We start from the raw sequence: 26,824 nt of genomic DNA on the forward strand, positions 1-26,824 counted from the left end.
CAGGGCGCGGCCAAATCCTCCCCACGGGCGGGGAGAAGTCGGGTGAAATCAGAAGCGGAAGGCGGTTCCGACGTAGATCGCCTGGCTGTCGCGATTGTCGCGGGCGATACGCAACATGCGTTCGCGTTCCGAGCGGTAGCGGACGCCGGCGGTGACATCGAGGTTGCGGGTCAGCTTGTACGATCCGCCCATGTCGAGCGAATAGGCCGGTGCATCGGCGATCAGCGCGGGCTGATCGGCGAGCGGACGGTCGCTGATCGCGCCGACGCGGCCGGTGAACTTGCGGCCCGAATAGCTGACGCCGACGCCCATCTGCTCGCGGCTCCCCGGCTGCCCGGCCAGATCGAGACGCGTCACATCGCCCGATACCGCCAGCCGCTTCCAGCCGACCGAAACGCCGAGATTATAGGCGACCGGGTTGAGCGTCTGCACCGGTGCCGCCGCAGCGATGCGCTCAGGCAGGCGATTCGGCTGGAGCGAGCGACCGCGTACCGCGACCTTGATCGAACGGTTGCCGATCACCGCCCCTTCGGATGGCGTGAACTGAAACCCCGGTGCGTTGAGCGCGGTCCGCGACAATGCCGCGGTCAGGCGCGGGTCGGCAGCGGCGGGGGTGAACGATCCGAATGCCACCAGCGGCATCGAGTCGGGATTGACGCGCTTCAGGACGCGCGGTGCGCGCTGTTCCTGCGCGAACAGTGCAGGCGACGCACCAAGACCGGCGGCGATCATTGCCCCCAATCCTATGCCAGCCGAGATCCTGCCACGCGTCATCATTTCCCTCACTCCCCGCTAATGGCGCTACCACGATTCGGTTGCGTGGCACCACCGCGCCCGGTCGCTTTCCCGTGACCTGTTGCATCGAACCCACATATTTGTCCGACTACGCCCGAACCTGCATCAATCCGGGACCGTCACCGCCCGCGCCCGCCCGGTTCCGGTCGCGTGTCACCAACCCGCTTGCCGCGTCCGCGGCACCTCCTATAGAAGCGGCGCGAACTGCCGTAATGGCCTGTAGTCAAGGAACCGCTAATGAACCGCCCGCTGCTGATCGCGTTGCTGGCAACTTTCGCCTTGCCGATGGCCGCGTGTAGCGGTGGCAAGGGGCGTGTCGCCGGCGATCTCGCCGCGTCGAAGGTGACGACGATCGGCGTCAACAGCTATCTGTGGCGCGCCAGCCTCGACACGCTGTCGTTCATGCCGCTGACCCAGACCGATTCGAACGGCGGCGTCATCGTCACCGACTGGTACGTCAATCCGGCGACGCCGACCGAGCGGACCAAGGTGACGGTCACGATCCTCGACCAGGACCTCCGCGCCGATGCGCTGCGCGTCGCGGCGCTGCGCCAGATCAATCGCGGCGGCCAGTGGATCGAGGCCCCGGTCGAGGCCGCGACCGTGCAGAAGCTGGAGGATATCATCCTGACGCGCGCACGCGACCTGCGCCGCGGGGCGGTGACCGGCTGAGCGACGCATCGATGACCCCCCGTTTTTCGCCCGGCGAGGCCGATGCACGCTGGCAGGCCGCATGGGACGATGCCCGCACCTTCGTGGCCGACGATGCGTCGCCCAAGCCGAAGCGCTATGTCCTCGAGATGTTTCCCTATCCATCGGGGCGCATTCATATGGGCCATGTCCGCAACTATACGATGGGCGACGTGCTCGCGCGTTTCCTGCGGATGACGGGCCACGAAGTGCTTCACCCGATGGGGTGGGACGCGTTCGGCATGCCCGCCGAGAATGCGGCGATGGAAAAGAAGGTCCATCCGGGCCAGTGGACCTATGCCAATATCGCGGCGATGAAGGCGCAGCTGAAGCGGCTGGGTCTTGCCTTCGACTGGTCGCGCGAGTTCGCGACCTGCGATCCCGAATATTATGGCCACGAACAGGCGCTGTTCCTCGAACTGCTCAAGGGTGGGCTCGTCTATCGCAAGGAATCGGCGGTCAACTGGGACCCGGTCGACATGACCGTGCTGGCCAATGAACAGGTGATCGACGGGCGAGGCTGGCGGTCGGGCGCGGTGGTCGAGAAGCGCAAGCTGTCGCAGTGGTTCCTGAAGATCACCGACTTTGCCGACGATCTGCTCGACGGTCTGGGTAGCCTCGACCAATGGCCCGACAAGGTCCGGTTGATGCAGGAAAACTGGATCGGCAAGTCGGAGGGGCTGCAATTCGCCTTTGCGCCGGTCGCGCCGTTCGACCAGTCGATCGAGGTGTATTCGACGCGCCCCGACACGATCTTCGGCGCGAGTTTCGTCGCGATCGCCGCCGACCATCCGATCGCGCGGGCGCTGGCCGATGGCAATCCCGATGCGGCGGCGTTCATCGAGCTGTGCAAGCAGGGCGGTACCACCGCCGCCGAGCTGGACACGGCCGAGAAGCTGGGGTTCGATACCGGTTATCGGATGCGGCACCCGCTCGATGCGTCGATCGACCTGCCGGTCTATATCGCGAATTTCGTGCTGATGGACTATGGCACCGGCGCGGTGATGGGCGTGCCGGCGCATGACCAGCGCGACCTTGATTTCGCACGGAAATACGGGTTGCAGGTCCGCCGCGTCGTCGCCGATGGCGACCTGACCGACCCGGTGTTCGACGGGACCGAAGCCTATACCGGTCCGGGGCGGCTGGTGAACTCCGACTTCCTGAACGACATGGACGTCGCCGCCGCCAAGCGCGCGGTGATCGATCGTGCCGAGGCGGGCGGCTGGGGCAAGGGCACGACCGTATGGCGCCTGCGCGACTGGGGCGTCAGCCGCCAGCGTTACTGGGGTACGCCGATCCCGATCGTGCATTGCGACGCGTGCGGCGTGGTGCCGGTCCCGGTCGAGCAGCTGCCGGTCAAGCTGCCCGACGACGTGTCGTTCGACATTCCTGGCAACCCGCTCGACCGTCATCCGACGTGGAAGCGCGTGGACTGTCCGACGTGCGGTGCCCCGGCGCGGCGCGAGACCGACACGCTCGACACCTTCGTAGATTCGTCGTGGTATTTTATCCGCTTCGCCAGCCAACCCGACGACAAGCCGTTCGATCGCGCGGTCGCCGAAAGCTGGCTGCCGGTCGGGCAGTATATCGGCGGGGTCGAACATGCGATCCTCCACCTGCTCTATGCGCGGTTCTGGACGCGGGCGCTCAACCATGTCGGGCTGATCGACCTGAAGGAGCCGTTTGCGGGGCTGTTCACTCAGGGCATGGTGACTCACGAAAGCTACTACGCGCAACTTCTTTCGATCGATAAGGTCGAGGATATTCCCGAGATTGTTGAAGTTATTCGGCGCGATAACTTGACTAAGCGGGAAGCTTATGAGCGCTTTAAAGATAAATATGTCTCATCTAGGCGGTGGGTTGCTCCTGCTGACATTGTAGTCGGCTCTGATGGGCAGCTGACTTGTCCGTCTATTGAGCTCGAATTTTCCGATTCAGAGGATATTCTCGTCTCTGAAATTGGTTTTGTCGAAAGGGTCGATCGCGGCCGTATCGAGAAGATGTCGAAGTCGAAGAAGAATACGGTCGATCCCGAGCCGATTCTCGATCGCTACGGTGCCGATGCGGCGCGTTGGTTCATGCTGTCGGACAGCCCGCCCGAGCGCGACCTGCCGTGGAGCGAAGCCGGGATCGAGGGTGCCGAACGCTTCGTGAAGCGGGTGTGGAAGCTGGTTGCGGCGCATGCACCCGGCGGTTCCAGCCCGGAAACGCTGACCCGCGTGGTTCATCGCACCATCGCCGGCGTCGCCGACGACATTACCGCGCTGCAATTCAATAAGGCAGTCGCCAAGCTTTACACACTGCTTGGCGAGGCGGAGAAGGCGAAGGGCATGTCGGACGCCGACATGGACGCGCTGCTGCGGCTGGTCAGTCCGATGATCCCGCATCTGGCCGAAGAGGCATGGTCGCAACTGGGGCGCAGCGGCCTGATCGCCGATGCGCCATGGCCGATGGTCGATCCGGCGATGCTGGTCGAAGCGGAAGCGACGATCGCGGTGCAGGTCAACGGCAAGCTGCGCGACACGATCGTCCTGCCCAAGGGCGCGGCCAAGGAAGACGCCGAAGCGGCCGCGCTGGCGAGCGAGAAGATCGTCCGCGCGCTGGACGGCAAGGCCCCGCGCAAGGTCATCGTCGTGCCCGACCGCCTCGTGAACATCGTCGCATGATTCGCGCCGCCGTCCTGGGTGCCGCCCTGCTGCTCGGCGGGTGTGGCTTGCGCCCGCTCTATGGCGGCGGCGAGGGTGGCATGGTGCGCCAGACGCTGGCGGGGGTCGAGGTCGCGCCGATCGCCGGGCAGAATGGCTGGTTGGTCGCCAACGCCCTGCGCGACCGGCTGCGTGCCGAAGGACCAACGCGCTACCGGCTCGAAATCAAGCTCGACGACGATATCACCGGTCTGGGCGTGCGGCGCGACGATTCGATCACACGCGAACGACGGACGTTGCGCGCGCGCTATCAGCTGATCGACCTGACCAACGGTGCGGTGACGCTCGACGCGACGGCAGGATCGGATGCCGGCATCGACGTGGTCCGCTCCGAATATGCGACGATCGCGGCGGAGCGCACCGCGCTCGAACGGCTGTCGCTGATCGTCGCCGACCAGATCGTGACGCGGATCGCGCTGACGCTGCCCAGGAAGGGCTCGTGAAGCTCCGGCCCGAGCAGGTCGCGGCCAAGCTCGACCGGCCCGGCCCCGATATCCGCCTCTATTTGTTCCACGGCCCCGACACGGCCGGCGCGATGGCGCTGGCCGCGCGACTGGCGAAGGGGGTGGGCGAGGGGGCCGAGCGCGTCGACCTGGACGGGGCGATGCTGAAAAGCCGGCCTGGTCTGCTCGCCGACGAAGCCGCGTCGATGTCGCTGTTCGGCGATGCCCGCTGCATCCGCGTAACCGGCATGGGCGAGGAATCGGTCGAGGCGGTGACGCTGCTGCTGGCGGCCGAGCGCGCCGGCAATCCGGTCGCGGCGATCGCGCCGAGCGTCAAGGGCACGTCGAAGCTGGTGAAGCTGGTCACCGCGTCGCTCAATGCCGTGGCCGTCGCCTGCTACGTGCCCGATGCGGCGCAGGCGGCAAAGCTGGCGGTGACGATGGCGCGCGATCATGGGCTTCGGCTGCTGGGCGACGTGCCCGACCGGCTGGCGGCGGTGACGGCGGGCGACCGTGCCGTGCTGGCCAGCGAGATCGAGAAGCTGGCGCTGTATCTGGACGCATCGTCCGAGCGCCCGCGCGATGCGGATGGGGAGGCGTTCGATGCGATCGGTGCCTCGATCGCCGATGCCGAACTGGGTGGCATCGTCAGTGCGATGATCGCGGGCGATGCGGCGGCGGCGGCACTGCCCGAAATGCCGGGCGGGGCGATTCCGGTGCTGCGCGCGGTTGCACGGCGGCTGTTGTCGCTGGCCGAGATGCGCGCCGATATCGACGATGGCGACAGCGTCGACCGGGTGATGGAGCGCCACCGCGTGTTCTTCAAGGAACAGGCCGCGACCGCCACCGCGCTGCGCCGCTGGGATGCGCCGCGCCTTGCCCGGGCGCTCGAACGCGTCCGCGATGCCGAGCGTGCGGCGCTGTCGGGCAGCGGTCTGGGCGAGGTGATGACCGCCGCCGAAGCCATCGCGATCGCCCGCGCGGCGGCGCGCGGCAAATAATCCACAAAAGCATTTGCACGACCGCAAACGCGCTGCTAGGGGCACGCTCCTGCCAGCCAAGGGGGCAACCCCAAGGTGTTCACGTGCGGTCGTGGCGGAACTGGTAGACGCGCAACGTTGAGGTCGTTGTGGCCGAAAGGCCGTGGAAGTTCGAGTCTTCTCGACCGCACCATTCTCCCCCGGCAATGGCCGGGGGGAGAACTCTTCCCCTCCGATCAGTTCGACAGGTTCGGTTTTGCCTGGCTGACCGTTGGTTGCATGGCGCGCAGGAGGACCATTCCGGATTTGCCAGCAGTGAGCGCGACTTCGCGTAGGGCGATCGCCGTGCGACATACTTCGCGCGCCTCTCCCTTGCCGGTCAATGCTTCGCGCAGCCGATCTTCGGGCAGACCGGAGACGCGTCGAACTTCATCGACGATCGAGCCCGGTATCATAAACAGCTGCGACGTCGTTACGGGCCGTTGGTCCGACGCCATGATGGCGCGATGGATCAGCTTCTCCTGCCGTGGACGTTGGTCGGGGAACAGCACGGTGTAGTGCGCGGGAAACTGGAACTCGTTGCACCGCTCCGGGGTCGCTGTCAGCAACGGCTGATCCTTCAACAACGCCCGTTTTCCGTCGATCTCGAACTGTGTGACGTCCCGAAGCAACGCATCGGGTGCGTTGGCCAGTCCCGAAAGAATGCGGCGACCAGCAAGCTCGTTGATGATCTGACGCGCTTTCGGTTCACTCGACACCGAACTCAACGCGGCTACGGTCGCCCGGATTTCGGCAGCTAGTTTTGGGTTGCGGTTGCTGACCGGGACGATGCCTTCGCCGGTCAGGTCGCGGGCTATCTGGTTCGGTTCGGCGATGAAGCCGGCCGACGCGGGCGCCGTCCATTTAGGTGACTGGGGTTCCTCCGATGAATTCCAGGCGTTCAATATGCGGACGGCGACGACGAGCAAGAAAATGATCAGCCATGTCACAGTTCCCGCCCATTGCCGTTTCGATCGACGTTGCTCCCATCGAGCGACCCGGGCGGGGTCGAGCCATTGTTCTGCAGCAGGATGCCGTTCGCGAACGATCTGTAGCAATTCGCTGGTCCGCGTATTCTGATTGAACCATTCGAACCGACCTCGATCCTGCCCCACCAGCCCGGTCCACGCCCGGTGAAATCGGTGATCGGGATGCGATACCAGATGAACGAAACGCTTCGTCCCGATCCGTTCCACGATCTCGACGGCCTCCGGCGACAGCGCGTAGTCGTTTCGACGATCGATCCAGCCGAACGCGGCGGCAGCAGGCTCCAACAGCGTGTCGGAGCGCGGAATGCTTGCCGACAGGACTTCCGCCAACCAGCGTTCCGCACCGGTCACGAAATCGACCTGTTCGAGCCGGGCGTCGGCCAGCAGCGCATGGCCGTGATGCTCGATCGCCGTTAGCTCCTCGGCGGTCGGTGGCGCATCGTGGCCAGGGAACAGCAACGATTCGAGCGCCTGAAAATGGACGTTGATCGCTTCGTGAAAGGCGGCGAGTTCCGGATCGATCCCGGCGCCGGGCGGCGGTTCGGCCTCCGCCATGTCGGGGGACAGGGTTTCCGTCGCCAACGCCCGTGCCTCCTCCATCACCGCTTCCGCGGCGCCCGCCAGCGCCGCATCCCGCGCTGCGCGCAGCGCCGCGAAGCCGGCCGGATCGGCATCGACGTCCATCGCCTTCAACTTGGCGGCATAGGCTTTGCGGATCGCGCTGCGGTCGGTGGTCGGATCGAGGTCGAGCGTCGCCCAGATGCCGTGCCTCATAGGAAGCGCTCGCCTTCGATCTGGTCGAGTGCGGCACCGAACGCTTCGCGCGCTGCGGCGATGATGCGGTCGTCCTGCGTCGCCAGCGCGGTTTCGAACTGGCCGAGCATATGGCCGATCGCGGCGCGGGTGTCGCCGAGAAAGGATTCATACGCGCGCCGCGCCCGTGCCAGCAGTGCTGCATTGACCGCATCGTCGCGCGGATGGACCTTCAGCGCGGCCAGTGCCGCGCGGCGCTTCTCCAGTTCTGCGGGGTCGGGTGCGTCCTCGTCATCGACGATCACCAGATTGCGGGTCATGCCCGTCTCCGGCACGCTGACGTCGATTTCGAGCAGCCCCGACGTATCGTAGCTGAAGCGGCATTCGACGGTGACCTCGCCCGCGCGGCGCGGGGGGACGGGCACGGTGATCTCGCCCAGCTTGACGTTGCCCGATACCTCGCGCGCCTCGCCCTGATAGACGCCGAACTGCACCTTGGTCTGCTGGTTCGAAAGCGTCGAGAAGGTCGAGACGCGGCTGACCGGCACCGCCGAATTGCGCTCGATGATCGGCGAGAACAGCCCGGTACGAAACCCGCCGCGCCCGTCCGGCTCGCTGGTATCGACACCCAGCGTGAACGGGCAGACATCGGTCAGCCGGATTTCGTCGAGACCCGCATCGCGCGCCAGTAGCCCGGCCTGCACCGCCGCGCCCATCGCCACCGCATGGTCGGGATGGACCGTCGTCGCGGGGAACCGGCCGAACATCCGGGTGACGGCCCGGCGCACGATCGGCATCCGCGTCGCCCCGCCGACCAGCACGACTTCGGACAAGGTTGCGGCGGCGATGCTGCTGTCGCGCAGCGAGCGTAGCACCGGCTCGCGGATGCGCTGGAGCAGGCCCGCCGCCGCTTCCTCGAACGCGCCGGCGGTGACGGGGACGGTCAGCGCGGTATCGCCCGCCGTGACGCCGAAATCGGCGCTGTCGCCGTCGCTCAGCGCCCGGCGGCAGCGTTCGGCGGCCTGCGCCAGCAACGCGGCGGCGCGGTCGGGCGGAAGCGTCGCCAGCAGCCCCTGCGGATCGAGCGAGGCGCGGACCAGCGCGATCAGGCAGTCGTTGAAATCGTCACCGCCCAGCCGGTTGTCGCCGGCCGATGCGCGGACCTCGATCACCCCGTCGAACATCTCGACGATCGACACGTCGAACGTGCCGCCGCCCAGATCGAAGACGAGAAACGGTTCGTGATCGGCGCGGTCGGCGATGCCGAAGGCGAGTGCGGCGGCGGTCGGTTCGTTGATGAGCCGGCGGATCGGCAGCCCGGCGAGTTCGCCGGCACGCCGTGTCGCCTTGCGCTGGCGATCGTTGAAATAGGCGGGGACGGTGACGACCGCTGCGGTCACGCTTTCACCGGTAAAGGCTTCGGCATCGCGCTTAAGGCTGGCGAGGACCAGGGCCGACAGCGCCTCGCTGTCGAAATCGCGTTTGGCGAGCTTCACCGTCTCGCGCGTGCCGATGCGGCGTTTGAAGCTGGTGACGGTGCGGTCGGGATGGGTCGCCATCCGGTCGCGCGCCGCACGCCCGACCAGCACCGCGTCGTCCTCGCCGATGCTGACCGCCGACGGCGTCAGATAGTCGCCCAGCGCATTGGGCACCATCACCGGCGCATCGTCGCGCCAGATCGCGCACGCGCTGTTGGTCGTCCCCAGATCGATACCGACGATCATCCCTGTCCCCTTCGACTTTGGGGGACGGGTGTAGCGCGTCGGCTTCGTCAGGCAACGGGGTGGCGATCCTCCCTTGGGACGACCGCCACGATCAGAATTCGGCGACCTTGCCCCATGCCGACTGGGCAAAGCGGTCGGGGTGATAGGGTTTGGGGTCGACGATCGGTTCGGCCCCGCTGACGATATCGGCGATCAGATGGCCGGCGCCGGGTCCGATGCCGAAGCCATGGCCGCTGAACCCGGAAGCGAGGACCAGTCCGGGCAGCGCCGCCATCTCGCCGATACCGGGCACGCCGTCGGGGGTGCTGTCGACATAGCCCGCCCATGCCCCGGTCACCGTCCGTTCGTTCAGGCGCGGCATCATCTCCAGCGCGCGGGCACGAGTGCGTTTCACGGTCGCGGCGTCCGGTGTCGGATCGAGGATACGCATCCGCTCCATCGGCGTCGGCCGGTCGAGCTTCCAGCGCCTCACGCTCTCATGGCCCGACTGCACGCCTTCCAGCCCGCCGGGCGACAGCTTGCGCCAGCGACGCGCGAACATCGGCAGGAACTGGGTCGAGAACCGCAGGAACTGCGGCGTCGGATCGACCTTGCCGCTGCCGCTGATCGACAGGGTGTAGCCGCCATCGCTGCGCCGGGTCATCGAGATGAATTCGCTGTGCATCGCCGGTGGAAAAATGTCCTCACCCGGCCCGACCGCCATTACCGTCTGGCGGATCGTCGCCTGCGGAAAACGGATGCCATATTGGTAGCAGAAGGACGACGCCCATGCCCCGGCGGACAGGACCGCGATTCTGGTGCGGATCACGCCGTGTTCGGTGATCACGCCCGACAGCCGCCCGCCTTCGGTTTCCAGCCCGCGCACGGCGCAGTGCTGGTGCACCGTCCCGCCCAGCGCCATGATCGCGCGGGCGACGGCCGGGGCCGCGCGTGACGGGTCGGCGGTGCCGTCGGTGGGCGAGAAGACACCGCCCTTCCACGCCTTGTTGCTGAACCGGCCGCGTTCGGTCGCTTCGGCGGCCGACAGCATATGAGTCGTGACGCCCGCGGTTTTCGCGAAATCGCGCCACCGCGCCCAGCCCGCGATCTCCGCCTCGCTGTCGCTCAGATACAGGAGGCCGCAGCGGCTGAAGCCGGTATCCTCGCCGGTGTCGGCGGCGAATTGTTGCCACAGATCCAGCGCCTTGGTCGCCATCGGCAGTTCGCGCGCATCGCGATTCTGCTGCCGACACCATCCCCAGTTGCGGCTCGACTGTTCGGCACCGATCCGGCCTTTTTCGATCAGCGCGACCTTCAAACCGCGTTTGGCGAGATAATAAGCGGTGAAGCTGCCAACGATGCCCCCGCCGATCACCACCACATCGGCGGAATCGGGCAGGTCGGGGGTCGAATCGACGAACGTCAGCGGTGCGGGCATGTGGAAAGGCTCCAACAGATCAGGACAGGACGCTCAGAGATATTTGAGCCAGCGAATGTCCTTGCGGCGCTTCTTCAGGTTCGAAAACCAGCGCGTCGGGAAATAGAGCGGCACGATCAGCAACAGCCACATCAGCCAGATCCAGCCGATCGAGGGCAGGCCGAACAACTCGCCATGGTTCGTGCCCCAGATCGCCAGCGCGATCAGGTACACGGTGCGCAGGAGATACAGGTGGAAAAGATAGAAGAACATCGGCGCCCCCCCCAGCACCGCCAGCCACCCGGTCACCCGCGCATCGGCGATCCGGTCGAACAGCGCGAGCAGCAACAGGCCGAAGCCGAGCGTCGCCAGCACGTACAGCAACGACGGCGGATATTTGGTCAGCGCGAGGAAGCTCATCACGGTGCGCAGCGACGAACCCGGCACCACGAACCACGGCGTGTCGCCATAGACATTTGCGAAACGCAGCACGACGAATGCCGCCAGCATTGCCAGGCCGGCACGCACCAGCGTCCGCCCCCGTGCCGCGACGTCGCCGCGCGCGAACCATGGCCCGGCGGTCCAGCCGAGGCAGATGACGCCGATCCACGGCAGCACCGGATAGCTGAACCGGATCGGCAGCCCGCCGATGGTGATCGTGCCGCGTTCGTGCAGCAGCGACCAGATGGCGTAGAAGGGATGTTCGGGCGGCAGCACGATCGGATCGAGCAGGTTATGCCCGGCGACGATCGCCACGCCGATCGCGGCGATGACGATATGCGGCAGGCGGATCAGCCCGGCCAGCACGATCATGCTGAGGCCGATCGCCCAGATGACCTGCAGATAGACGATCGTCGGCGGAAATTCCGCGCGCCACTGAAAATTGACGACGGTCAGTTCGAGCAGGACGAGAAAGATGCCGCGCTTGAGCAGGAAGGCGGTCGTGTCCGACTTGCTGTGCTTCTGCGCATAGAGATAGGCGCCCAGCCCGGTGAGCGCGACGAAGACCGGCGCGCAAATCTGGCTGGTCAGGCGGCTGAAGAAGCTGGCGGGCGAGACGGTCAGCGCGTCGACCGGATCGCCGATCGGGACCCACAGGAAAAAACCTTCGCGGACATGGTCGAGCAGCATCAGCACCATCACGAACCCGCGCAGCGCATCGATACTGACCAGCCGCGCCGCCGCCGCCGGCTTCGCCGTTGCCGGGGGCGGGGCGGTTCGCGCGGGGTAGGGGGCGTCGGTCGGGATGCTCGCCATGGAATGCTCCACCGATAGAAGAGAGATCAGTCGCGCGGGAACAGCGCGACTGCGTCGATTTCGACCAGATACCCGTAATGCAGTTCGGGTACCGGCACGACGGTGCGCGCCGGGCGGGCGTTGCCGAGCCTTGCGGCATAGACCGCGTTGAAGCGCGGCCAGTTGTCGACGCCGACGATATAGGCGGTGACGCGCGCCAGATGATCGGCGGTTCCGCCGGCCGCGTGCAGGATCGCCAGCATATTGTCGATCGCCTGCGCCGCCTGCGCCTCGAACGCCATTTCGTCCAGCTTCGCGCCATCGGCACGGATCGGAAGCTGGCCCGAGATATAGAGGTGGTCGCCCGCGCGGATCGCCTGCGCATAATGGCCGGCGGGGGCAGGGGCGTCGCCGGTCAGCACCGGCTGGATCATGTCGCGCATCTCACCACCCCCCGAAACGCGACCATGTCGCGACGACCGCCGGATCGTCGCCATGGACGACGTGATAGGCGGGATGCTGCGCACCGGTCGAACAGGCATGGTTGGGCAGCACGCGCACCCGGTCGCCGATGCGAAGCGGAGGCAGTTGGCCGTCCGATCCGGGGCGAACGGTGATGATGCCGTGTTCCTGATTGGCATCGGCGAGGATCAGGTCGGGATAGGCGGTGCCGTCGGGCGTGCAGACCACGCCATAGCCCTGATCCACCGGCTGTCTGGCGGTACCGCGATCGCGCGACATCGCCATCCATCCGGCGTCGATCAGGATCCAGCCCTTTTCCTTTTGAAACCCGATGACGGTGCCGAGCACGGACAGGGCGATATCGTCGATCGCGCAGACGCCGATGCCGTGCATCACCAGGTCGAAGAACACGAACACGCCGGCCCGCACCTCCGTCACGCCCGTCAGGTCGGTGGCGAAATGCGCGGTCGGGGTCGATCCGACGCTGACCACCGGACAGGGCAGACCGGCATCCCGCAGCGTCGCCGCCGCATCGACCACGCTCTTGCGCTCGGCCTCGGCATAGCGACGTAGTTCGTCGGGGCTTCGCGCGGCATAGCTGCCGCCGGCATGGGTCATGACCCCGCGCAGTTCGCCGCCGGCCACCAGCGCGCGACCGATCGCGATCAGCGCGGCGCTGTCGCCGGGCAACACGCCCGAGCGGTGGCCGTCGCAGTCGATTTCGATCAGCGCGGGAATGGCGGTGCCCGCCGCCACCGATGCGGCTGCGACCGCCTCCGCCTGTTCGACCGTGTCGAGCACCACCGCGATATCGACCCCGCGTTCGCGCAGCGCGAGGACGCGCGGCAGCTTGTCGGGGGCGATGCCGACGGCATAGATCAGGTCGCGGACGCCGGCGTCGGCAAATTGTTCGGCTTCCTTCAGCGTCGATACCGTCGCTGGTCCCGCCGGGCTTTCCATCAGCCGTTGCGCGACCTCGATCGACTTGCCGGTCTTCAGATGCGGACGCAGCGTGACCCCCATCGGCGACAGATGCGCGCGCAGCCGGGCGATGTTGCGGTCCATCCGATCGATGTCGAGGATCAGGCACGGCGTCTCGACGGTCGACAGCGTCGCGCCGTCGGTCTGCGTCTTGTGGGTCAGGGTTGCTGTCGTCATGCCAGGATCGCCTTGGTTTCCAGATATTCCTCAAAGCCATGGACGCCATATTCGCGGCCATTGCCCGATTGCTTGTAGCCGCCGAACGGCGCGTGCGCGGTCCATGCCGGATAATTGATATGGACCTGTCCCGACCGGATGCGCCGGGCAACTGCCTGCGCGCGCGCCGCATCGCCCGACTGGACGTGCGCGCCAAGACCGTAGACGGTGTCGTTGGCCAGCGTGACGGCGTCCGCATCGTCGGCATAGGGCATGATGCACAGCACCGGCCCGAAAATCTCCTCACGCGCGATCCGCATGTCGCGCGTCACCCCCGAAAAGATCGTCGGACGGACATAATAGCCACGGTTGAGGTCGGCGGGGCGGCCGGGGCCGCCGCAGATCAGCCTGGCCCCCTCGGCCAGGCCCGCTTCGATCATCGCCTGCACGCGGGCGTACTGCGCGGCGTTGGCGATCGGGCCCATCGTCGTCGCTTCGTCGGTGGGCGCTCCGACGCGCCATTCCCCGGCGGCCTGTGCCGCCAGTGCCTCGACGTCCGCCAGCCGGGCGGCGGGGACCAGCAACCGGGTCGGTGCGCTGCACGACTGGCCGACATTGCGCATGCCGGCCATCACGGCGCGCGGTACGGCGGCACCGAAATCGGCATCGTCGAGGAACAGGTTCGGCGATTTGCCGCCCAGTTCCTGCACGACGCGCTTGACGCTGACCGCCGCCGCCTGCGCGACCAGTACGCCGGCGCGGGTCGATCCGGTGATCGAAATCATCGCGACATCGGGATGCGCGGACAATGCTGCGCCGACCGCTTCGCCGGTGCCGTTCACCAGATTGAACACGCCCGCCGGCAATCCGGCGTCGTGCACGACCTCGGCGAACAGCAGCGCGCTGTACGGCGACATCTCGCTGGGCTTCAGCACCACCGGGCATCCGGCGGCGATGGCCGGGGCAACTTTTGCCGTGATCTGGTACAATGGCCAGTTCCACGGCGTGATGAGCGCACACACGCCGATCGCTTCCTTGACCAGCGTGAACCCGGCATCGGGCCGTTCGAACCGATAGCCGCACAGCACGTCGATCTGCGCGCGGACATGGGCGATGGCGAAGGGAACCTGCGACGCGCGGGCAAAGCCGATCGCGGCCCCCATTTCCAGCGCGATCGCCTGTGCAAAGGCTTCGGCGCGTTGTTCCATCAGCGCCGCGATCGTTTCGAGCAGCGCGATCCGGTCGGCGACCGGGGACACCGAAAAGGAGTCGAATGCCCGCAGGGCCGCTGCCACCGCGCGGTCGACATCGGCGGCTGACCCGGCGGCGATCGTGCCGATCTGCGTTTCGGTCGCCGGGTCGATGACGGCGATGCGCGGGGCGTCGCCGACCGGATCGCACCAGCCGCCGTCGATATAGAATTGTCCCGACCTGTCGCCCGTCATGCCCGTCCCGCCCGTATGTCCGTCGCCCGATACGGGCGGCACGACCAGATGTCGTCTTACGATCGCAAGTCTAGAGGCAAGCGAACGGCAGACGCTTTCGAAAACATGCCGCAAAACGGCATTCCCGCCGCGGGCGGGCGGCGTTGCCGGCCATATCCGCTCGCGCCACGCGATTTCCTGCCGCAATGACGTCCGCGCCATCGCCGTGGAGGCGGCAATCACCTGCGTCCGGGATGGATGGAGGCTCGGCATATTATGCCGGACGATCCGCAACGTCGTTCGCTTCGCGGCATCCGGCCGGGCAAAACAAGTGTTTCTGCCGCACTCCTGCCGCCAATATCACCACCATTCCGCAATAACTTCGCAAAGGGGGCTACCGTGCTTCGTCCTAAATACATCACGTTCGATTGCTATGGCACGCTGATCTATTTCGAGATGGCGCCGGTCGCCCGCCGTCTGTACGCCGATCGGGTCGCCGAAGCCGATCTGCAGCGCTTTACCGACGATTTCTCCGCCTATCGCCTCGACGAAGTGCTCGGCGCATGGAAGCCGTATCGCGATGTCGTCGAGGGTGCGTTGCGCCGGACCTGCAAGCGGTGGAACATCGAATATCGCGACAGCGACGCGGCCGAGGTCTATGCCGCCGTGCCGACCTGGGGGCCGCACCCGGACGTCGTCGAACCGCTCAAGCGCGTCGCCGCCGAATATCCGCTGGTCATCCTGTCGAACTCGATGGTCGATCTGATTCCGCCCAATGTCGAAAAGCTGGAGGCACCGTTCCACGCCGTCTACACCGCCGAAGAGGCGCAGGCGTACAAGCCGCGGATGCAGGCGTTCGAATATATGTTCGACCAGCTGGGCTGCGGACCGGAGGACATCCTGCATGTTTCGTCGAGCTTCCGGTACGATCTGATGACCGCTCATGATCTGGGCATCAAGGACAAGGCGTTCGTCAATCGCGGTCACGAACCGCTGAACGCCTATTATCAGGTCAACGAGATCCCGAGCATCGCCGGTCTGCCGGGACTGGTCGGGCTGTGAGCGTGGCGAACAAGGTCCGCTCGTTCATCGATCTGCGCGCCTTTGCCGATACGGCAGAGGTGCCAGCCACCGGCGACTATGCGACGGCGCGCGCCGCATTGCCGCTGGCGGACGGGCCGTGCGGGGTCGATCTGGTCGCGCTCGACGGCGGAGCGGGGTCGGTCGCCGGCCTGCCGGGCGACGAGTTCGTGATCGTCGTCGCCGGATCGCTGCGCATCGGCGCCACGACGCTGGTCGCCGGGCACAGTGCGGTCGTCCCCTCGGGTGTCGCCTTCGACTGGGAGGCGGCACCCGCGACGCGCGCGCTGGCGATGCGCTACGCGATCGAAACGCCCGCCGCCGACGCGGTGGTACCGATCGACGAGGATGCGGCGCTGACCCCATCCAACCCGCCGCTTGCCGAACTGCTGGTCGGGCCGACGCCGTCCTGCCGCAACCATACCGATTACCTGTCGAGCGACGGCGTCTTCATTTGCGGGACATGGGATTCGACGCCCTATCACCGCATCGCCATGCGTTATCGCCATCACGAACTGATGCACTTGCTGGACGGCAGCGTGACCTTCGTCGACGAGGCGGGGGTCAGCGGGACCTTTGCCACGGGCGATATCTTTCTGGTGGAGCATGGCGCCGAATGTTCGTGGGAAAGCCGCGAACACGTGAAGAAGGTCTATGCGATCTGGCGGCCGGCGGTCGCCTGATCGGGCCGATGGTTTGATCGTCACCCCGGGCCTGACCCGGGGTGACGGACAATCCGCCCCCTTACTGCCCCGCCAGCGTCTCGATCGACCGGTGGCAGTAAATATGCCGATCGCCCTCCGCCAGCAACGGCGGCATCTGCGTGGCACAGGCATCGATCGCCAGCGGGCAGCGTGATACGAAACTGCACCCGACGTCCCGCATTCGCGCGCCGCCGGTCGTGTTCGCGTCGCGGGCGGGGGTTTCCTCCAGCCAGCCGGGGCGCAATTCGGGCACCGATGCGGTCAGCAGCCGGGTATAGGGGTGATGCGCACCATGGCCGACCCCGTCGCGCGTCACCCGTTCGGCGATGCGGCCGGCATAGAGCACCAGCACATCGTCGCTGATCGCGCGCACGATCTCCAGATCATGGGTGATGAACATATAGGCGAGGCCGAGTTCGCGGCGCAGCTCGATCAGCAGGTCGAGCACCGCTTCGGCGACGACCGGGTCGAGCGCCGAGGTCACTTCGTCGCACAGCAGCAGTTCGGGACGTGCCGCCAGCGCGCGGGCGAGGTTCACGCGCTGCTTCTGCCCGCCCGACAATTCGCCCGGCAACCGGTCGGCAAGCGCGGCGGGCAGGCGGACGAGGTCGAGCAGCCGCGCGACCTCCGCCCGTGCCGACCGGCGATCCATGCCGTGGTAGAAGGCGAGGGGGCGGGCGATCGCCGCGCCGACGCTGACCGCGGGGTTGAGTGCGGTGTCGGCGCTCTGGAACACCATCTGCACCCGGCGCAGTTCGTCGCGCGAGCGGCGGCGGACGACGGGGGCGAGCGGTTTGCCGTCGAGCAGGATGCGGCCGGCGGTCGGCGCGTGCAGCCCGGCGACGACGCGCGCCAGCGTACTCTTGCCGCAGCCGGATTCGCCGATCACGCCCAGCACCTGTCCGCGCCGGATCGTCACGTCGATCCCGTCGAGGATCTTTACGCGCGGGCTGCCGTCATGGTTGGTCCCGCCATAGCCGGCGACGACGCCCCACAGGTCGAGCAATGGCCGGTCCTGTGCAACGGGAACGTCGACTGGCTTGCGCGGCGCGGCGGCGGCGACCAGCGCGCGGCTATAGTCATGGGCCGGGGCGAACAGGATCTGTTCGGTGGTGCCGAGTTCCTGGACTTCGCCGCCCTTCAGCACGGCGATGCGATCGGCAATCTGCGCCACCACCGACAGGTCGTGGGTGACATAGACGGCGGTGGTGCCCAGATCGCGGACCGCGTCCTTGAACGCCTTCAGCACCTCGATCTGCGTCGTCACATCGAGTGCGGTGGTCGGTTCGTCGAAGATCACCAGCTTGGGATCGGTGATGAGCGCCATCGCCGCCATCAGCCGCTGCAATTGCCCGCCCGATACCTGATGCGGATAGCGCGCGCCGACGCCGTCGGGATCGGGCAGGGCGAGCCGCCGGAACAGCGCCTTCGCCTTCTCCTCCGCCGCCGCCCGGTCGAGCGTGCCGTGGATCAGCGCGGGTTCGATGACCTGCGCCATGATCGTCAGCGACGGGTTGAACGCGGCGGCGGCGCTCTGCGCGACATAGGCGACGGTGCGACCGCGAACGCCGCGCAGTTCCTCGGCACTCGCCGTGTCGAGCCGCTGGCCCGCCACCTCGATGATGCCGCCGGCGATGCGGCAACCGGGCCGGGCATAGCCGAGCAGCGACAGCGCGATGGTCGTCTTGCCCGACCCCGATTCTCCGATCAGCGCCAGCACTTCGCCGGGTGCTACCGACAGCGTGCAATCGGGGACGATCACGATCTCGCGCCCGTCCTCACCGGCGGCGGTGATGCGCAGATGTTCGATACGCGCCAGCGGAGCGATCATCGCCGGCGCCGTCCGGGAAGGGAGTCGATCAACAGGTTCATCCCGATGGTGAGGGAGGCGATCGCCACCGCCGGAAACAGCACGGCGGGCGCGCCGAAGCCGAGGCCGGCGATATTTTCGCGGACCAGCGCGCCCAGATCGGCATCGGGTGGCTGTACGCCCAGCCCCAGAAACGACAGCCCGCTGAGCAGCAGCACGACGAACACGAAGCGCAGCCCGAAATCGGCGGCGAGCGGCCCGGTCACGTTGGGCAGCACCTCGCGCACCACGATATAGGGCAGGCGTTCGCCCCGCGCGCGCGCGGCGGACACGAAATCGAGCGCCATGACGCCGAGCGCGAGTGACCGCGCGGTGCGGAATGCGCCGGGGGTATAGATCACCGCCAGCGTCCCGATCAGCACCGGGATCGACGCGCCGGTCGCCGCGATCACGACGAGCGCGAACATCAGACTGGGAATGGCGATGACGATGTCGAACAGCCGCGACAGCAGCGTGTCGACCCATCCCCCCGCCGCCGCGGCAAGACCGAGCAGCACGCCGGTCACGACGGCAAGTGCCGTCGCGACGAAGGCGATGAACACCGTGTAGCGCGCGCCGTACAGCACCCGGCTGAGCATATCGCGGCCGAGATAGTCGGTGCCGAGCGGGGCCATGCGGCTGATCGGGCCGAACACGTCGAGGTCGATGATCTCCCCCACGCCATGCGGGGCGAGCGCCGGGCCGGCCAGCGCCACCGCCACCCATAGCAGCACGAGGGCAAGGCCAATCCGGCCGCTGGTCGCGAGCCGGCTCATCGGCGGCGCAACCGTGGATTGGCGAGGATCGCGACGACGTCGGCCGCCGTCACCAGCACCAGATAGGCGATGCAGAAGATGATCGCGATGGTCTGCACCAGCGGCAGGTCGCGGGTCGCGACCGCATCGACCATCAGCCGCGCGACGCCCGGATAGTTGAAGATGATCTCGACCACGATCACGCCCCCCAGCAAGGTCGACAGGCTGAGCGCGATCGCATTGGCGATCGGCCCGACGGCATTGGGCAGGGCATGGCGCAGCACGACGCGCGCGGGCGAACAGCCCTTCAGCCGTGCCGCCTCCGCATAGGAGGTGTCGAGCGCGTCGATCACCGCCGCACGCGTCATCCGCACCATCTGCGCCATGACGAAACAGGCAAGGCTGAAGACCGGCAGCGCGAAGACCCGGACCAGATCCCATGTCGAATGCACGTCGCGCGTCGACGACAGCGCCGGCAGCCAGCGCAGCGTCACCGCGAACAACATCACCGCCAGCGTCGCGATCAGGAATTCGGGCACCGAGACGATGCCGATCGTCGCGATGCTGATCGCGCGGTCGAATGCCGTGCCGCGTTTCACCGCCGCGACGATACCGAGCAGCAGCGCGAACGGCACCGACACCAACGCGGTCAGCCCGGCCAGCGTCAGCGAATTGCCAAGCCGCGCGGCGATCATCTCCCACACCGGCAGCCCGGTGATGAGCGAGCGCCCCGGATCGCCGGTCAGCACGCCGGTCGCCCAGTCGAGATAGCGTTCCCATGCCGGCTGATCGAGATGCATCGCTGCGCGCAGGCCCGCCAATGCCTCTGGCGTGGCGCTTTGACCGAGGATCGCCTCGGCCACGTCGCCCTCCATCAACTGCGCGATGCCGAACACCGCCAGCGACACGAACAGCAGCGTGACCAGCGACGCGCCGATCCGGCGCACGATCAGCGAGGCGAGGGGCGAGAGCGTCATTTGCCCTCCAGCCAGACATGGGCGGCGAAATCGAACCCCATCAATCCCCCCTGCGGCATCGGGCGCAGCCCCTTCACGCGCGGGCTGTGCGCGTCGAGCAGGCTGAGGAACAGCGGGATGCCGATGCCGGCATGGTCATGGACCAGATGCTGCATCTCGCCATACAGCGACTTGCGGCGGGCCTCGTCGGTTTCGCCGCGCGCCGCGACCAGCAGCCGGTCGAACCGCCCGTTCTTCCACCCGCTCTCGTTCCAAGGCGCGTTGGATTCGAAGAATTGCGTGAAGATGATGTCGGCGGTGGGGCGCGGGTTGGTGTTGCCGAACCCCAACGGCACTTTCATCCAGCTGTTGGTCCAATAGCCGTCGGACGGCACGCGACGAATGTCGAAGCCGATGCCGGCACGCGCCGCCGCATCCTGGATCAGGACGGCCATGTCGTCGGACTTGTCGGCGGCGGTCGAGGTGACCATCGGCACCCGCGTGCCCGCCAGCCCGGCGCGCCGGAACAGAAAGCGCGCGCGTTCGGGATCGAACGGCCGCTGCGGCACACTCGGGTCGTAATAGGGGTTGGTCGGCGCGATCGGCTGGTCGTTGGCGATCGTCGCATAGCCCCGAAAGATCGCCGTCCGCATCGTTTCGCGGTCGAGGAGCAGTTTCAGACCCTCGACGAAATCGGGATGGTTGCCCGGTGCCCGGTCCAGCCGCGCGATCAGGTTGGTATAGCCGCTCGATCTGGTTTCGAGCAGCTTGAACCCTGCGCCGGTCAGATGGCGGGCAATGCGCGGATTGATCGCATGGATCAGGTCGACATCGCCCGACAGCAACGCGTTGATCCGCGCGCTGTCGTCGGCGATCGCGAACAGTTCGCATTCGCCCAGCCGCACCGCGCCGCGCCAGTAATCGTCGAACCGCGCGGCGAGCGAGCGGACGCCCGGAATATATTCGACCATCCGCATCGGGCCGGTGCCGATCGGACGGTTGAAATCGCGCGTGCCGTCGCGGATGATCTGGAACTGTTGAATGCCAAGGATCGTCGGCAAATCGGCATTGGGCGATTTCAGCACGATGCGCACCCGGTCGGGGCCATCGGCGCGAACGGAAGCGAACTGGTCGGCGAACACCTTCGCCTTCGATCCGACGGCGGGGTCGAGGTGGCGGCGCAGCGAATAGACGACGTCGGCGACGGTCAGCGGCGATCCGTCATGGAACCGCACGCCCTTGCGCAGCCGGATCGACCAGTCGCGGGCATCGGCGGTCTCGATCGCCTCGGCCAGCGCCGGCTGCGGCCGGAACCGGTCGTCGAGCGTGGTCAGCCCGTCATAGACCATCGCGCAGCGGCAGAAATCGGTGACGACGGTCTGGCGCGCCGGGTCCATCGTATCGGCGGTCGAGGAGACCGCCACCGCTACGCGCAACCGTCCACCCACCGGCTCGGGCCGCGCCGGTTCGAACCCGCAGGCACCCAGCCCGACCGACAGCCCGCCGCCGCCGATCAGGCGGATCGCGTCGCGCCGGCCGATCAATGCCGCCAGTCCTGATAGCGATAATAGGCACCGACCGCCGGCAGGAACCATGGCGGGCCGAAATGTCCCGGCACCGCCGGCCATGCGATCGCGTGGAACGGGTTTTCGTCCACTGCCGGCGCGCCGCCGATGATCCGCGCCATCGCCTCGCCCATCACCACCGAAATCTGCGTGCCGTGACCGCTATAGCCCATGGCGTAATAGATGCCGTCGCGCGATCCGGCACGCGGCAGCCGGTCGGCAGTCAGGTCGACGATCCCGCCCCACGTATGGGCGATGCGGACGTCGGCCAGCTGCGGAAAGATGCGGCGCATTCCCGCTTCGAGGATCGCGCCGCTGCGCGTGTCGCTGCGCGGGCTGGACAACGCAAAGCGGGCGCGCCCGCCGAAGATCAGCCGGTCATCGGCGGTCAGGCGGAAATAATTGCCGACGTTGCGTGTGGTCGTGCCGTTGCGCCGCCCCGGCATGATCTCATGCGCCAGCGGCCCCAGCGGTCCGGTGGCGACGATGAAGCTGCCGATCGGCACGATCCGTCGTCGCAGCCAGCGGAACGGCCCGGTCATCGACGCACCGGTCGCCAGCAGCACCGCATCGGCCTCGATCACGCCGCGCTTTGTCGTCAGTCGGTGGCGACCGCCGGACAACCGCTCCATGCCGGTGAGCGCGGCATCCTCGTACAGTTTCGCACCGTGACGGACGGCGGCACCGGCAAGCCCGGCGGCGAACCGGCCCATGTGCAACGAAGCGCTGCGCGGGAACAACAGTCCGCCGTGGAACGCGTCCGACCCGATCTCGTCGGGCAGGTCGGCTTTGGCGATCAGGCGGATGTCGGGTTCGACCGTCTGCGACAGCAGTTCCGCGGTCCGGGCGAGCTTGGCGGCATGTTCGGGCTTGTCGGCCAGCTTCAGCTTGCCGTTGCGCGCGAAGTCGCAGGCGATGCCCTCTTCGGCGACGATCGCCTCGACCCGGTCGACGCCGGTGTCGAACGCGCGATAGATCGCGGTCGCGCGATCGATCCCGAACCGGCTGGTCAGCGCGGCGAAGTCGCCGGCGATACCGTTGTTGCACTGGCCGCCATTGCGTCCCGATGCCTCGCCCGCGATGCGCCCGGCTTCGACCACCACGACGTCGGCGCCGGCCATCGCCAGCGTGCGCGCCGCCGCAAGGCCGGTGAAGCCGCCGCCCACGACCACCACCGACGCGCGCACCGGCACCGGGCCATGTTCGGCCCCTGCGAAGCGTTCGCCGCTGTCCAGCCAATAGGATTCCAGCTTCATCGCGTGTCCGCGTCCCCCATCGAAGCGATGCTGCTTCGGCACGGCATAATCTGCTCCAACCGTACCGGCATCGTTACACCTTAGTTGGTCGGACGACAGGGCATATGTGCCGATCGCTGCCCCGGCCACCGCACAGCGTACCGCCCGCCCTGTATTTCCATCGGGTTCGACCATCGTCGTTCGCTGGGTAGGGACGGACGGTGGTCTGGGTCCCGGCGGCAGGATATTCCGGTCGACGGCCGATTTATGCGCGATACCATGCCGGTTGCGGCGCGGCGCGGCACCTCCTGCGCCCTTCGGCCGGTTACACCATGGGTCGAGGACATGATGGAACGCGAAACGATGCAGACGAGTGCCGATCCCCAGCCCGCCGAAAACCGGACGATGCGCCTGCGGCCGATGACCCAGGATGATATCGCCGGGGTACATGCCCTGTCGAAGGCGGAGCAATGGCCGCACCGGGCCGAGGACCTGTCGGACATGCTGACGGTCGGCACCGGTACCGTCGCCGAACTGAACGGCGAAATCGTCGGCACGACCATGTGGTGGCGCGCCGGCCCTGCCATCGTCACGCTTGGCATGGTCATCGTGTCGCGGCGGCATCGCGGTGCGGGCATCGGGCGGATCGTGATGGAAGCGGTGCTGGACCAGATCGCCGATGCGATCGGCCCCGATGGTTCGATCCAGCTGAACGCGACCGAGGACGGGCTGCCGCTCTATCGCAAGCTGGGCTTCACCGGGATCGGCGAAATCCTGCAGCATCAAGGCGCGGCGTTCCAGGCCCCGTTGGTGCCGCTGGCGGCCGGCGAGCGCATCCGGCCGATGGGCGCGCGCGACGGCGCGCTGGTCGATGCGCTGGTGCGCGCCGCCAGTGGTCTCGACCGCCCGACGGTGATGACGGTGCTGCGCGAAAAGGCGCATGGCGTGGTGCTGACCCACGGGGACGAGGTGACCGGCGTCGCGCTGTTCCGCCGGTTCGGGCGCGGGTATGTCGTCGGTCCGGTCATCGCCCCCGACCGGACCCGCGCGCAGGCGCTGATCGCGCAGTGGATCGGCTCGCGCAGTGGTGAGTTCATCCGGCTCGACATTCACGGCAATAGCGGGTTGGGACCATGGCTGGAGGAACTGGGACTGGTACGGGTCGGACGGGTCGTGACGATGGTCAAGGGCGCGGAGCCGCCGGCGACCGCCCCGGCGACGGCGTTCGCGATCGTGAGCCAGGCGCTGTGCTGAGCAACGACGACCTGCGCGGCACCGGGCTGCTGATCGAATCGATGCTGATCGGCGGCGAATGGGTCGCGGCACAGGACGGGGCCACGCTCGACGTGACCGACCCGGCGACCGGCGACGTGGTCGGCACGATCCCCGCGGGCGGGGCGGCCGATACCGAGGCGGCGATCGCCGCCGCAGCGGCCGCCTTGCCGGCGTGGAAGCGGCGGACCGCCGACGATCGCGCGACGTCGCTGGAACGCTGGCACGCGCTGATCCTCGACCATGCCGACACGCTGGCGGCGATCATGACCGCCGAACAGGGCAAGCCGCTGGCCGAATCGAAGGGCGAGATCGCCTATGCCGCGTCGTTCGTGAAATGGTTCGCGGGTGAGGGGCGGCGGATTTCCGGGCACACCATTCCGGCCCCGACCAGCGACCGACGCATTCTCGCCACGCGCGAGCCGGTCGGCGTCTGTGCGGCGATCACGCCGTGGAATTTTCCGGCGGCGATGATCACGCGCAAGGTCGCGCCGGCGCTGGCGGCGGGCTGCACCGTCGTCATCAAGCCGTCCGAGCTGACCCCCTATACCGCGCTTGCGCTGTGCAGGCTGGCCGAACGGGCGGGAATGCCGGCGGGCGTCGTCAACATGGTCACCGGCCTGCCGCAGGCGATCGGTGCGACGCTTACCGCATCGCCGGTAGTGCGCAAATTGTCGTTCACCGGATCGACGCGGGTCGGATCGCTGCTGATGCAGCAGTCGGCCGATACGCTGAAGCGGTTGAGCCTCGAACTCGGCGGCAACGCGCCGTTCATCGTGTTCGACGATGCCGATCTCGACACCGCCGTCGCCGGCGCGATGGCGTCGAAATTCCGCAATGCCGGCCAGACCTGCGTTTGCGCCAACCGCATTCTGGTGCAGGACGGCATCCACGACCCCTTCGTCGAGAAACTGGGCGAGGCGGTTCGGGCGCTGCGGGTCGGCGACGGCCGGACGGAGGGGGTCACGATCGGCCCGCTCATCAACGCCGCCGCGACGCAGAAGGTCGCCGATCATCTGTCCGACGCGCTGGCCAAGGGCGCGAAGATCGCCGCTGCGCCCGATGGCGTCGAGCAGAATGAACGCTTTGCCCGGCCAGTGGTGCTGACCGGGGCCACCGCCGACATGCGGCTGGCGTCGGAGGAAACCTTCGGACCGGTCGCGCCGATTTTTCGCTTTTCGGCCGAGCAGGAGGCGATCGACCTTGCCAATGCCACGCCGTTCGGTCTCGCCAGCTATTTCTATACTGAGGACCTGCACCGCGCATGGCGCGTCGGCGAGGCGCTGGAGTTCGGCATGGTCGGGCTGAACACCGGCAGCATCGCGATGGAAATGTCGCCGTTCGGCGGGATCAAGGCATCGGGTCTGGGCCGCGAGGGCGGCCGCGAAGGCATTGACGAATATCTGGAAACGAAAGCGTTCCATTGGGGGGGATTGAAGGGCCTGTGAACAACTATCGGATTGCAGTCATTCCCGGAGACGGGATCGGCAAGGAAGTCATTCCCGAAGGCATCCGCGTGCTGGAAGCGGCGGCGGCGGCCCATGGCTTCACGGTCGAGCAACAATGGCATGATTTCGCGAGCTGCGATTATTATGTCCGCCACGGCCGGATGATGCCCGAAGACTGGAAGGAGCGGATCGGCGATGTCGATGCGATCTTCTTCGGCGCGGTCGGCTGGCCCGACACCGTGCCCGATCACATCTCGCTATGGGATTCGCTGATCCAGTTCCGCCGCGAATACGATCAATATGTGAACCTGCGCCCGGCGCGGCTGATGCCGGGCGTGCCGTGCCCGCTGGCCGGCCGCAAACCCGGCGACATCGACATGATGATCGTCCGCGAAAATACCGAGGGCGAATATTCGGCGATCGGCGGCACCGCTTTTCCCGGTACCGATCGCGAGGTCGTGTTGCAGGAAACGGTGATGACCCGCATCGGCACCGACCGCATCCTGCGCTACGCCTTCGACCTCGCGCAGAAGCGTCCGGCCAAGCATGTGACGTCGGCGACCAAGTCGAACGGCATCGCCATCACCATGCCGTGGTGGGACAGCCGCGTCGCCGAAATGGCCGTGCGCTACCCCGACATCCGCACCGACAAATATCATATCGACATCCTCGCGGCCCAGTTCGTCATGAACCCCGATCGCTTCGACGTGGTGGTCGCGTCCAACCTGTTCGGCGACATCCTGTCCGATTTGGGTCCGGCCTGCACCGGCACGATCGGGATCGCGCCGTGCGGCAACATCAACCCTGATCGCAGCGTGCCGTCGCTGTTCGAACCGGTGCACGGTTCGGCACCCGATATCGCGGGACAGGGGATCGCCAATCCCGTCGGGCAGATCTGGTGTGCGGCGATGATGCTCGATCATTTCGGCGAACACGCGGCGGCGAAGTCGATCGTGATGGCGATCGAAACGGTGCTGGCCAGCGACAACGGTCGAACCCGCGATCTGAAAGGATCTGCGAATACCGAGCAATGCGGGAAGGCGATCGCCGCGGCGATCGGCTGAGCCGGCGTCGGTCTCGCGCTTAACCGCAAAATCGCCGTGCCCCCGCGCAGGCGGGTTTCAGAGCCAAGCAGAACAATGGTTTGTGCCCGGCACCCTGGACCCCCGCCTGCGCGGGGGTACGGT

Annotated in this window: 22 protein-coding genes and 1 tRNA gene; 10 read left to right on the forward strand and 13 right to left on the reverse strand. The window is 67.2% G+C overall.

Annotation, left to right across the window (positions count from 1 at the left end; genetic code table 11):
- Positions 1–48: 48 nt before the first annotated feature.
- Positions 49–732, reverse strand: coding sequence for a hypothetical protein (locus ASE91_RS07490; RefSeq protein WP_235530371.1), 684 nt, complete (start codon positions 730–732; stop codon positions 49–51).
- A gap of 300 nt (positions 733–1,032) precedes the next feature.
- On the opposite strand from ASE91_RS07490, the gene ASE91_RS07495 reads away from it, so the two are divergent.
- From ASE91_RS07495 to ASE91_RS07515, 5 genes are all read left to right on the forward strand, one after another.
- Entirely contained in the window at positions 1,033–1,467 is a 435-nt protein-coding gene (locus ASE91_RS07495; protein WP_055996495.1) for a DUF3576 domain-containing protein, read from the forward strand.
- An 11-nt stretch (positions 1,468–1,478) separates the two neighbouring features.
- The gene (gene leuS / locus ASE91_RS07500; RefSeq protein ID WP_056624469.1) at positions 1,479–4,151 is read left to right on the forward strand and encodes a leucine--tRNA ligase; all 2,673 of its coding nucleotides are present in this window, start codon (positions 1,479–1,481) and stop codon (positions 4,149–4,151) included.
- Complete coding sequence (lptE, locus tag ASE91_RS07505; protein ID WP_056624470.1) at positions 4,148–4,633, forward strand: LPS assembly lipoprotein LptE; 486 nt, start codon at positions 4,148–4,150, stop codon at positions 4,631–4,633. Before leuS ends, lptE begins: the two co-directional genes overlap by 4 nt.
- Entirely contained in the window at positions 4,630–5,634 is a 1,005-nt protein-coding gene (holA, locus tag ASE91_RS07510; RefSeq protein ID WP_056624473.1) for a DNA polymerase III subunit delta, read from the forward strand. Before lptE ends, holA begins: the two co-directional genes overlap by 4 nt.
- An 85-nt stretch (positions 5,635–5,719) precedes the next feature.
- Positions 5,720–5,806: transfer RNA gene (locus ASE91_RS07515), tRNA-Leu, on the forward strand.
- A 43-nt stretch (positions 5,807–5,849) separates the two neighbouring features.
- Here the strand turns inward: ASE91_RS07515 and ASE91_RS07520 are convergent.
- The 7 genes from ASE91_RS07520 to ASE91_RS07550 form a co-directional block, all read right to left on the reverse strand.
- Positions 5,850–7,325, reverse strand: coding sequence for a hypothetical protein (locus ASE91_RS07520; RefSeq protein WP_156357722.1), 1,476 nt, complete (start codon positions 7,323–7,325; stop codon positions 5,850–5,852).
- 86 nt (positions 7,326–7,411) lie between these two features.
- Positions 7,412–9,118, reverse strand: a complete 1,707-nt coding sequence (locus ASE91_RS07525; protein WP_056624480.1) for an Hsp70 family protein — start codon at positions 9,116–9,118, stop codon at positions 7,412–7,414.
- A 91-nt stretch (positions 9,119–9,209) separates the two neighbouring features.
- Positions 9,210–10,535 carry an NAD(P)/FAD-dependent oxidoreductase gene (locus tag ASE91_RS07530; RefSeq protein WP_056624483.1) on the reverse strand — a complete coding sequence of 442 codons (1,326 nt, stop codon included), beginning with the start codon at positions 10,533–10,535 and terminating at the stop codon, positions 9,210–9,212.
- 33 nt (positions 10,536–10,568) lie between these two features.
- Entirely contained in the window at positions 10,569–11,771 is a 1,203-nt protein-coding gene (locus ASE91_RS07535; protein ID WP_082453885.1) for a DUF1624 domain-containing protein, read from the reverse strand.
- Between the two features lie 26 nt (positions 11,772–11,797).
- The gene (locus ASE91_RS07540) at positions 11,798–12,193 is read right to left on the reverse strand and encodes a RidA family protein (protein ID WP_056624486.1); all 396 of its coding nucleotides are present in this window, start codon (positions 12,191–12,193) and stop codon (positions 11,798–11,800) included.
- A gap of 1 nt (position 12,194) precedes the next feature.
- Positions 12,195–13,370: a DSD1 family PLP-dependent enzyme gene (locus ASE91_RS07545; protein ID WP_055996473.1), complete on the reverse strand. Its 1,176-nt coding sequence runs from the start codon at positions 13,368–13,370 to the stop codon at positions 12,195–12,197.
- Positions 13,367–14,794 (reverse strand): aldehyde dehydrogenase family protein, encoded by a 1,428-nt coding sequence (locus ASE91_RS07550; protein WP_056624698.1) that lies wholly within the window; start codon positions 14,792–14,794, stop codon positions 13,367–13,369. Before ASE91_RS07550 ends, ASE91_RS07545 begins: the two co-directional genes overlap by 4 nt.
- A gap of 378 nt (positions 14,795–15,172) precedes the next feature.
- Between ASE91_RS07550 and ASE91_RS07555 the strand changes: the two genes are divergently transcribed.
- Positions 15,173–15,835, forward strand: a complete 663-nt coding sequence (locus ASE91_RS07555) for a haloacid dehalogenase type II (protein ID WP_235530372.1) — start codon at positions 15,173–15,175, stop codon at positions 15,833–15,835.
- Positions 15,836–15,837: 2 nt separating this feature from the next.
- Positions 15,838–16,536, forward strand: a complete 699-nt coding sequence (locus ASE91_RS07560; RefSeq protein WP_235530373.1) for a cupin domain-containing protein — start codon at positions 15,838–15,840, stop codon at positions 16,534–16,536.
- Between the two features lie 61 nt (positions 16,537–16,597).
- Here the strand turns inward: ASE91_RS07560 and ASE91_RS07565 are convergent, their stop codons facing one another.
- The 5 genes from ASE91_RS07565 to ASE91_RS07585 are packed head-to-tail and all read right to left on the reverse strand — an operon-like array spanning position 16,598 to position 22,938.
- Positions 16,598–18,388, reverse strand: coding sequence for an ABC transporter ATP-binding protein (locus ASE91_RS07565; RefSeq protein WP_056624492.1), 1,791 nt, complete (start codon positions 18,386–18,388; stop codon positions 16,598–16,600).
- Complete coding sequence (locus ASE91_RS07570; protein WP_056624495.1) at positions 18,385–19,182, reverse strand: ABC transporter permease; 798 nt, start codon at positions 19,180–19,182, stop codon at positions 18,385–18,387. Before ASE91_RS07570 ends, ASE91_RS07565 begins: the two co-directional genes overlap by 4 nt.
- Positions 19,179–20,138, reverse strand: a complete 960-nt coding sequence (locus tag ASE91_RS07575; protein ID WP_056624500.1) for an ABC transporter permease — start codon at positions 20,136–20,138, stop codon at positions 19,179–19,181. Before ASE91_RS07575 ends, ASE91_RS07570 begins: the two co-directional genes overlap by 4 nt.
- Positions 20,135–21,661 carry an ABC transporter substrate-binding protein gene (locus ASE91_RS07580; RefSeq protein ID WP_235530374.1) on the reverse strand — a complete coding sequence of 509 codons (1,527 nt, stop codon included), beginning with the start codon at positions 21,659–21,661 and terminating at the stop codon, positions 20,135–20,137. The genes ASE91_RS07575 and ASE91_RS07580 overlap by 4 nt, the downstream gene beginning before the upstream one ends.
- Positions 21,658–22,938: an NAD(P)/FAD-dependent oxidoreductase gene (locus ASE91_RS07585; protein WP_056624703.1), complete on the reverse strand. Its 1,281-nt coding sequence runs from the start codon at positions 22,936–22,938 to the stop codon at positions 21,658–21,660. The genes ASE91_RS07580 and ASE91_RS07585 overlap by 4 nt, the downstream gene beginning before the upstream one ends.
- 246 nt (positions 22,939–23,184) lie before the next feature.
- On the opposite strand from ASE91_RS07585, the gene ASE91_RS07590 reads away from it, so the two are divergent.
- The 3 genes from ASE91_RS07590 to ASE91_RS07600 are packed head-to-tail and all read left to right on the forward strand — an operon-like array spanning position 23,185 to position 26,701.
- Positions 23,185–24,171 (forward strand): GNAT family N-acetyltransferase, encoded by a 987-nt coding sequence (locus ASE91_RS07590; protein WP_156357723.1) that lies wholly within the window; start codon positions 23,185–23,187, stop codon positions 24,169–24,171.
- A 41-nt stretch (positions 24,172–24,212) separates the two neighbouring features.
- Complete coding sequence (locus ASE91_RS07595; RefSeq protein WP_056624710.1) at positions 24,213–25,637, forward strand: NAD-dependent succinate-semialdehyde dehydrogenase; 1,425 nt, start codon at positions 24,213–24,215, stop codon at positions 25,635–25,637.
- A complete protein-coding gene (locus ASE91_RS07600) occupies positions 25,634–26,701 on the forward strand; it encodes a tartrate dehydrogenase (RefSeq protein ID WP_056624506.1) in 1,068 nt (355 codons plus the stop codon). Before ASE91_RS07595 ends, ASE91_RS07600 begins: the two co-directional genes overlap by 4 nt.
- The last annotated feature ends 123 nt before the right edge of the window (positions 26,702–26,824 follow it).

Source organism: Sphingomonas sp. Leaf62, assembly GCF_001421915.1.
GTDB lineage: Bacteria > Pseudomonadota > Alphaproteobacteria > Sphingomonadales > Sphingomonadaceae > Sphingomonas.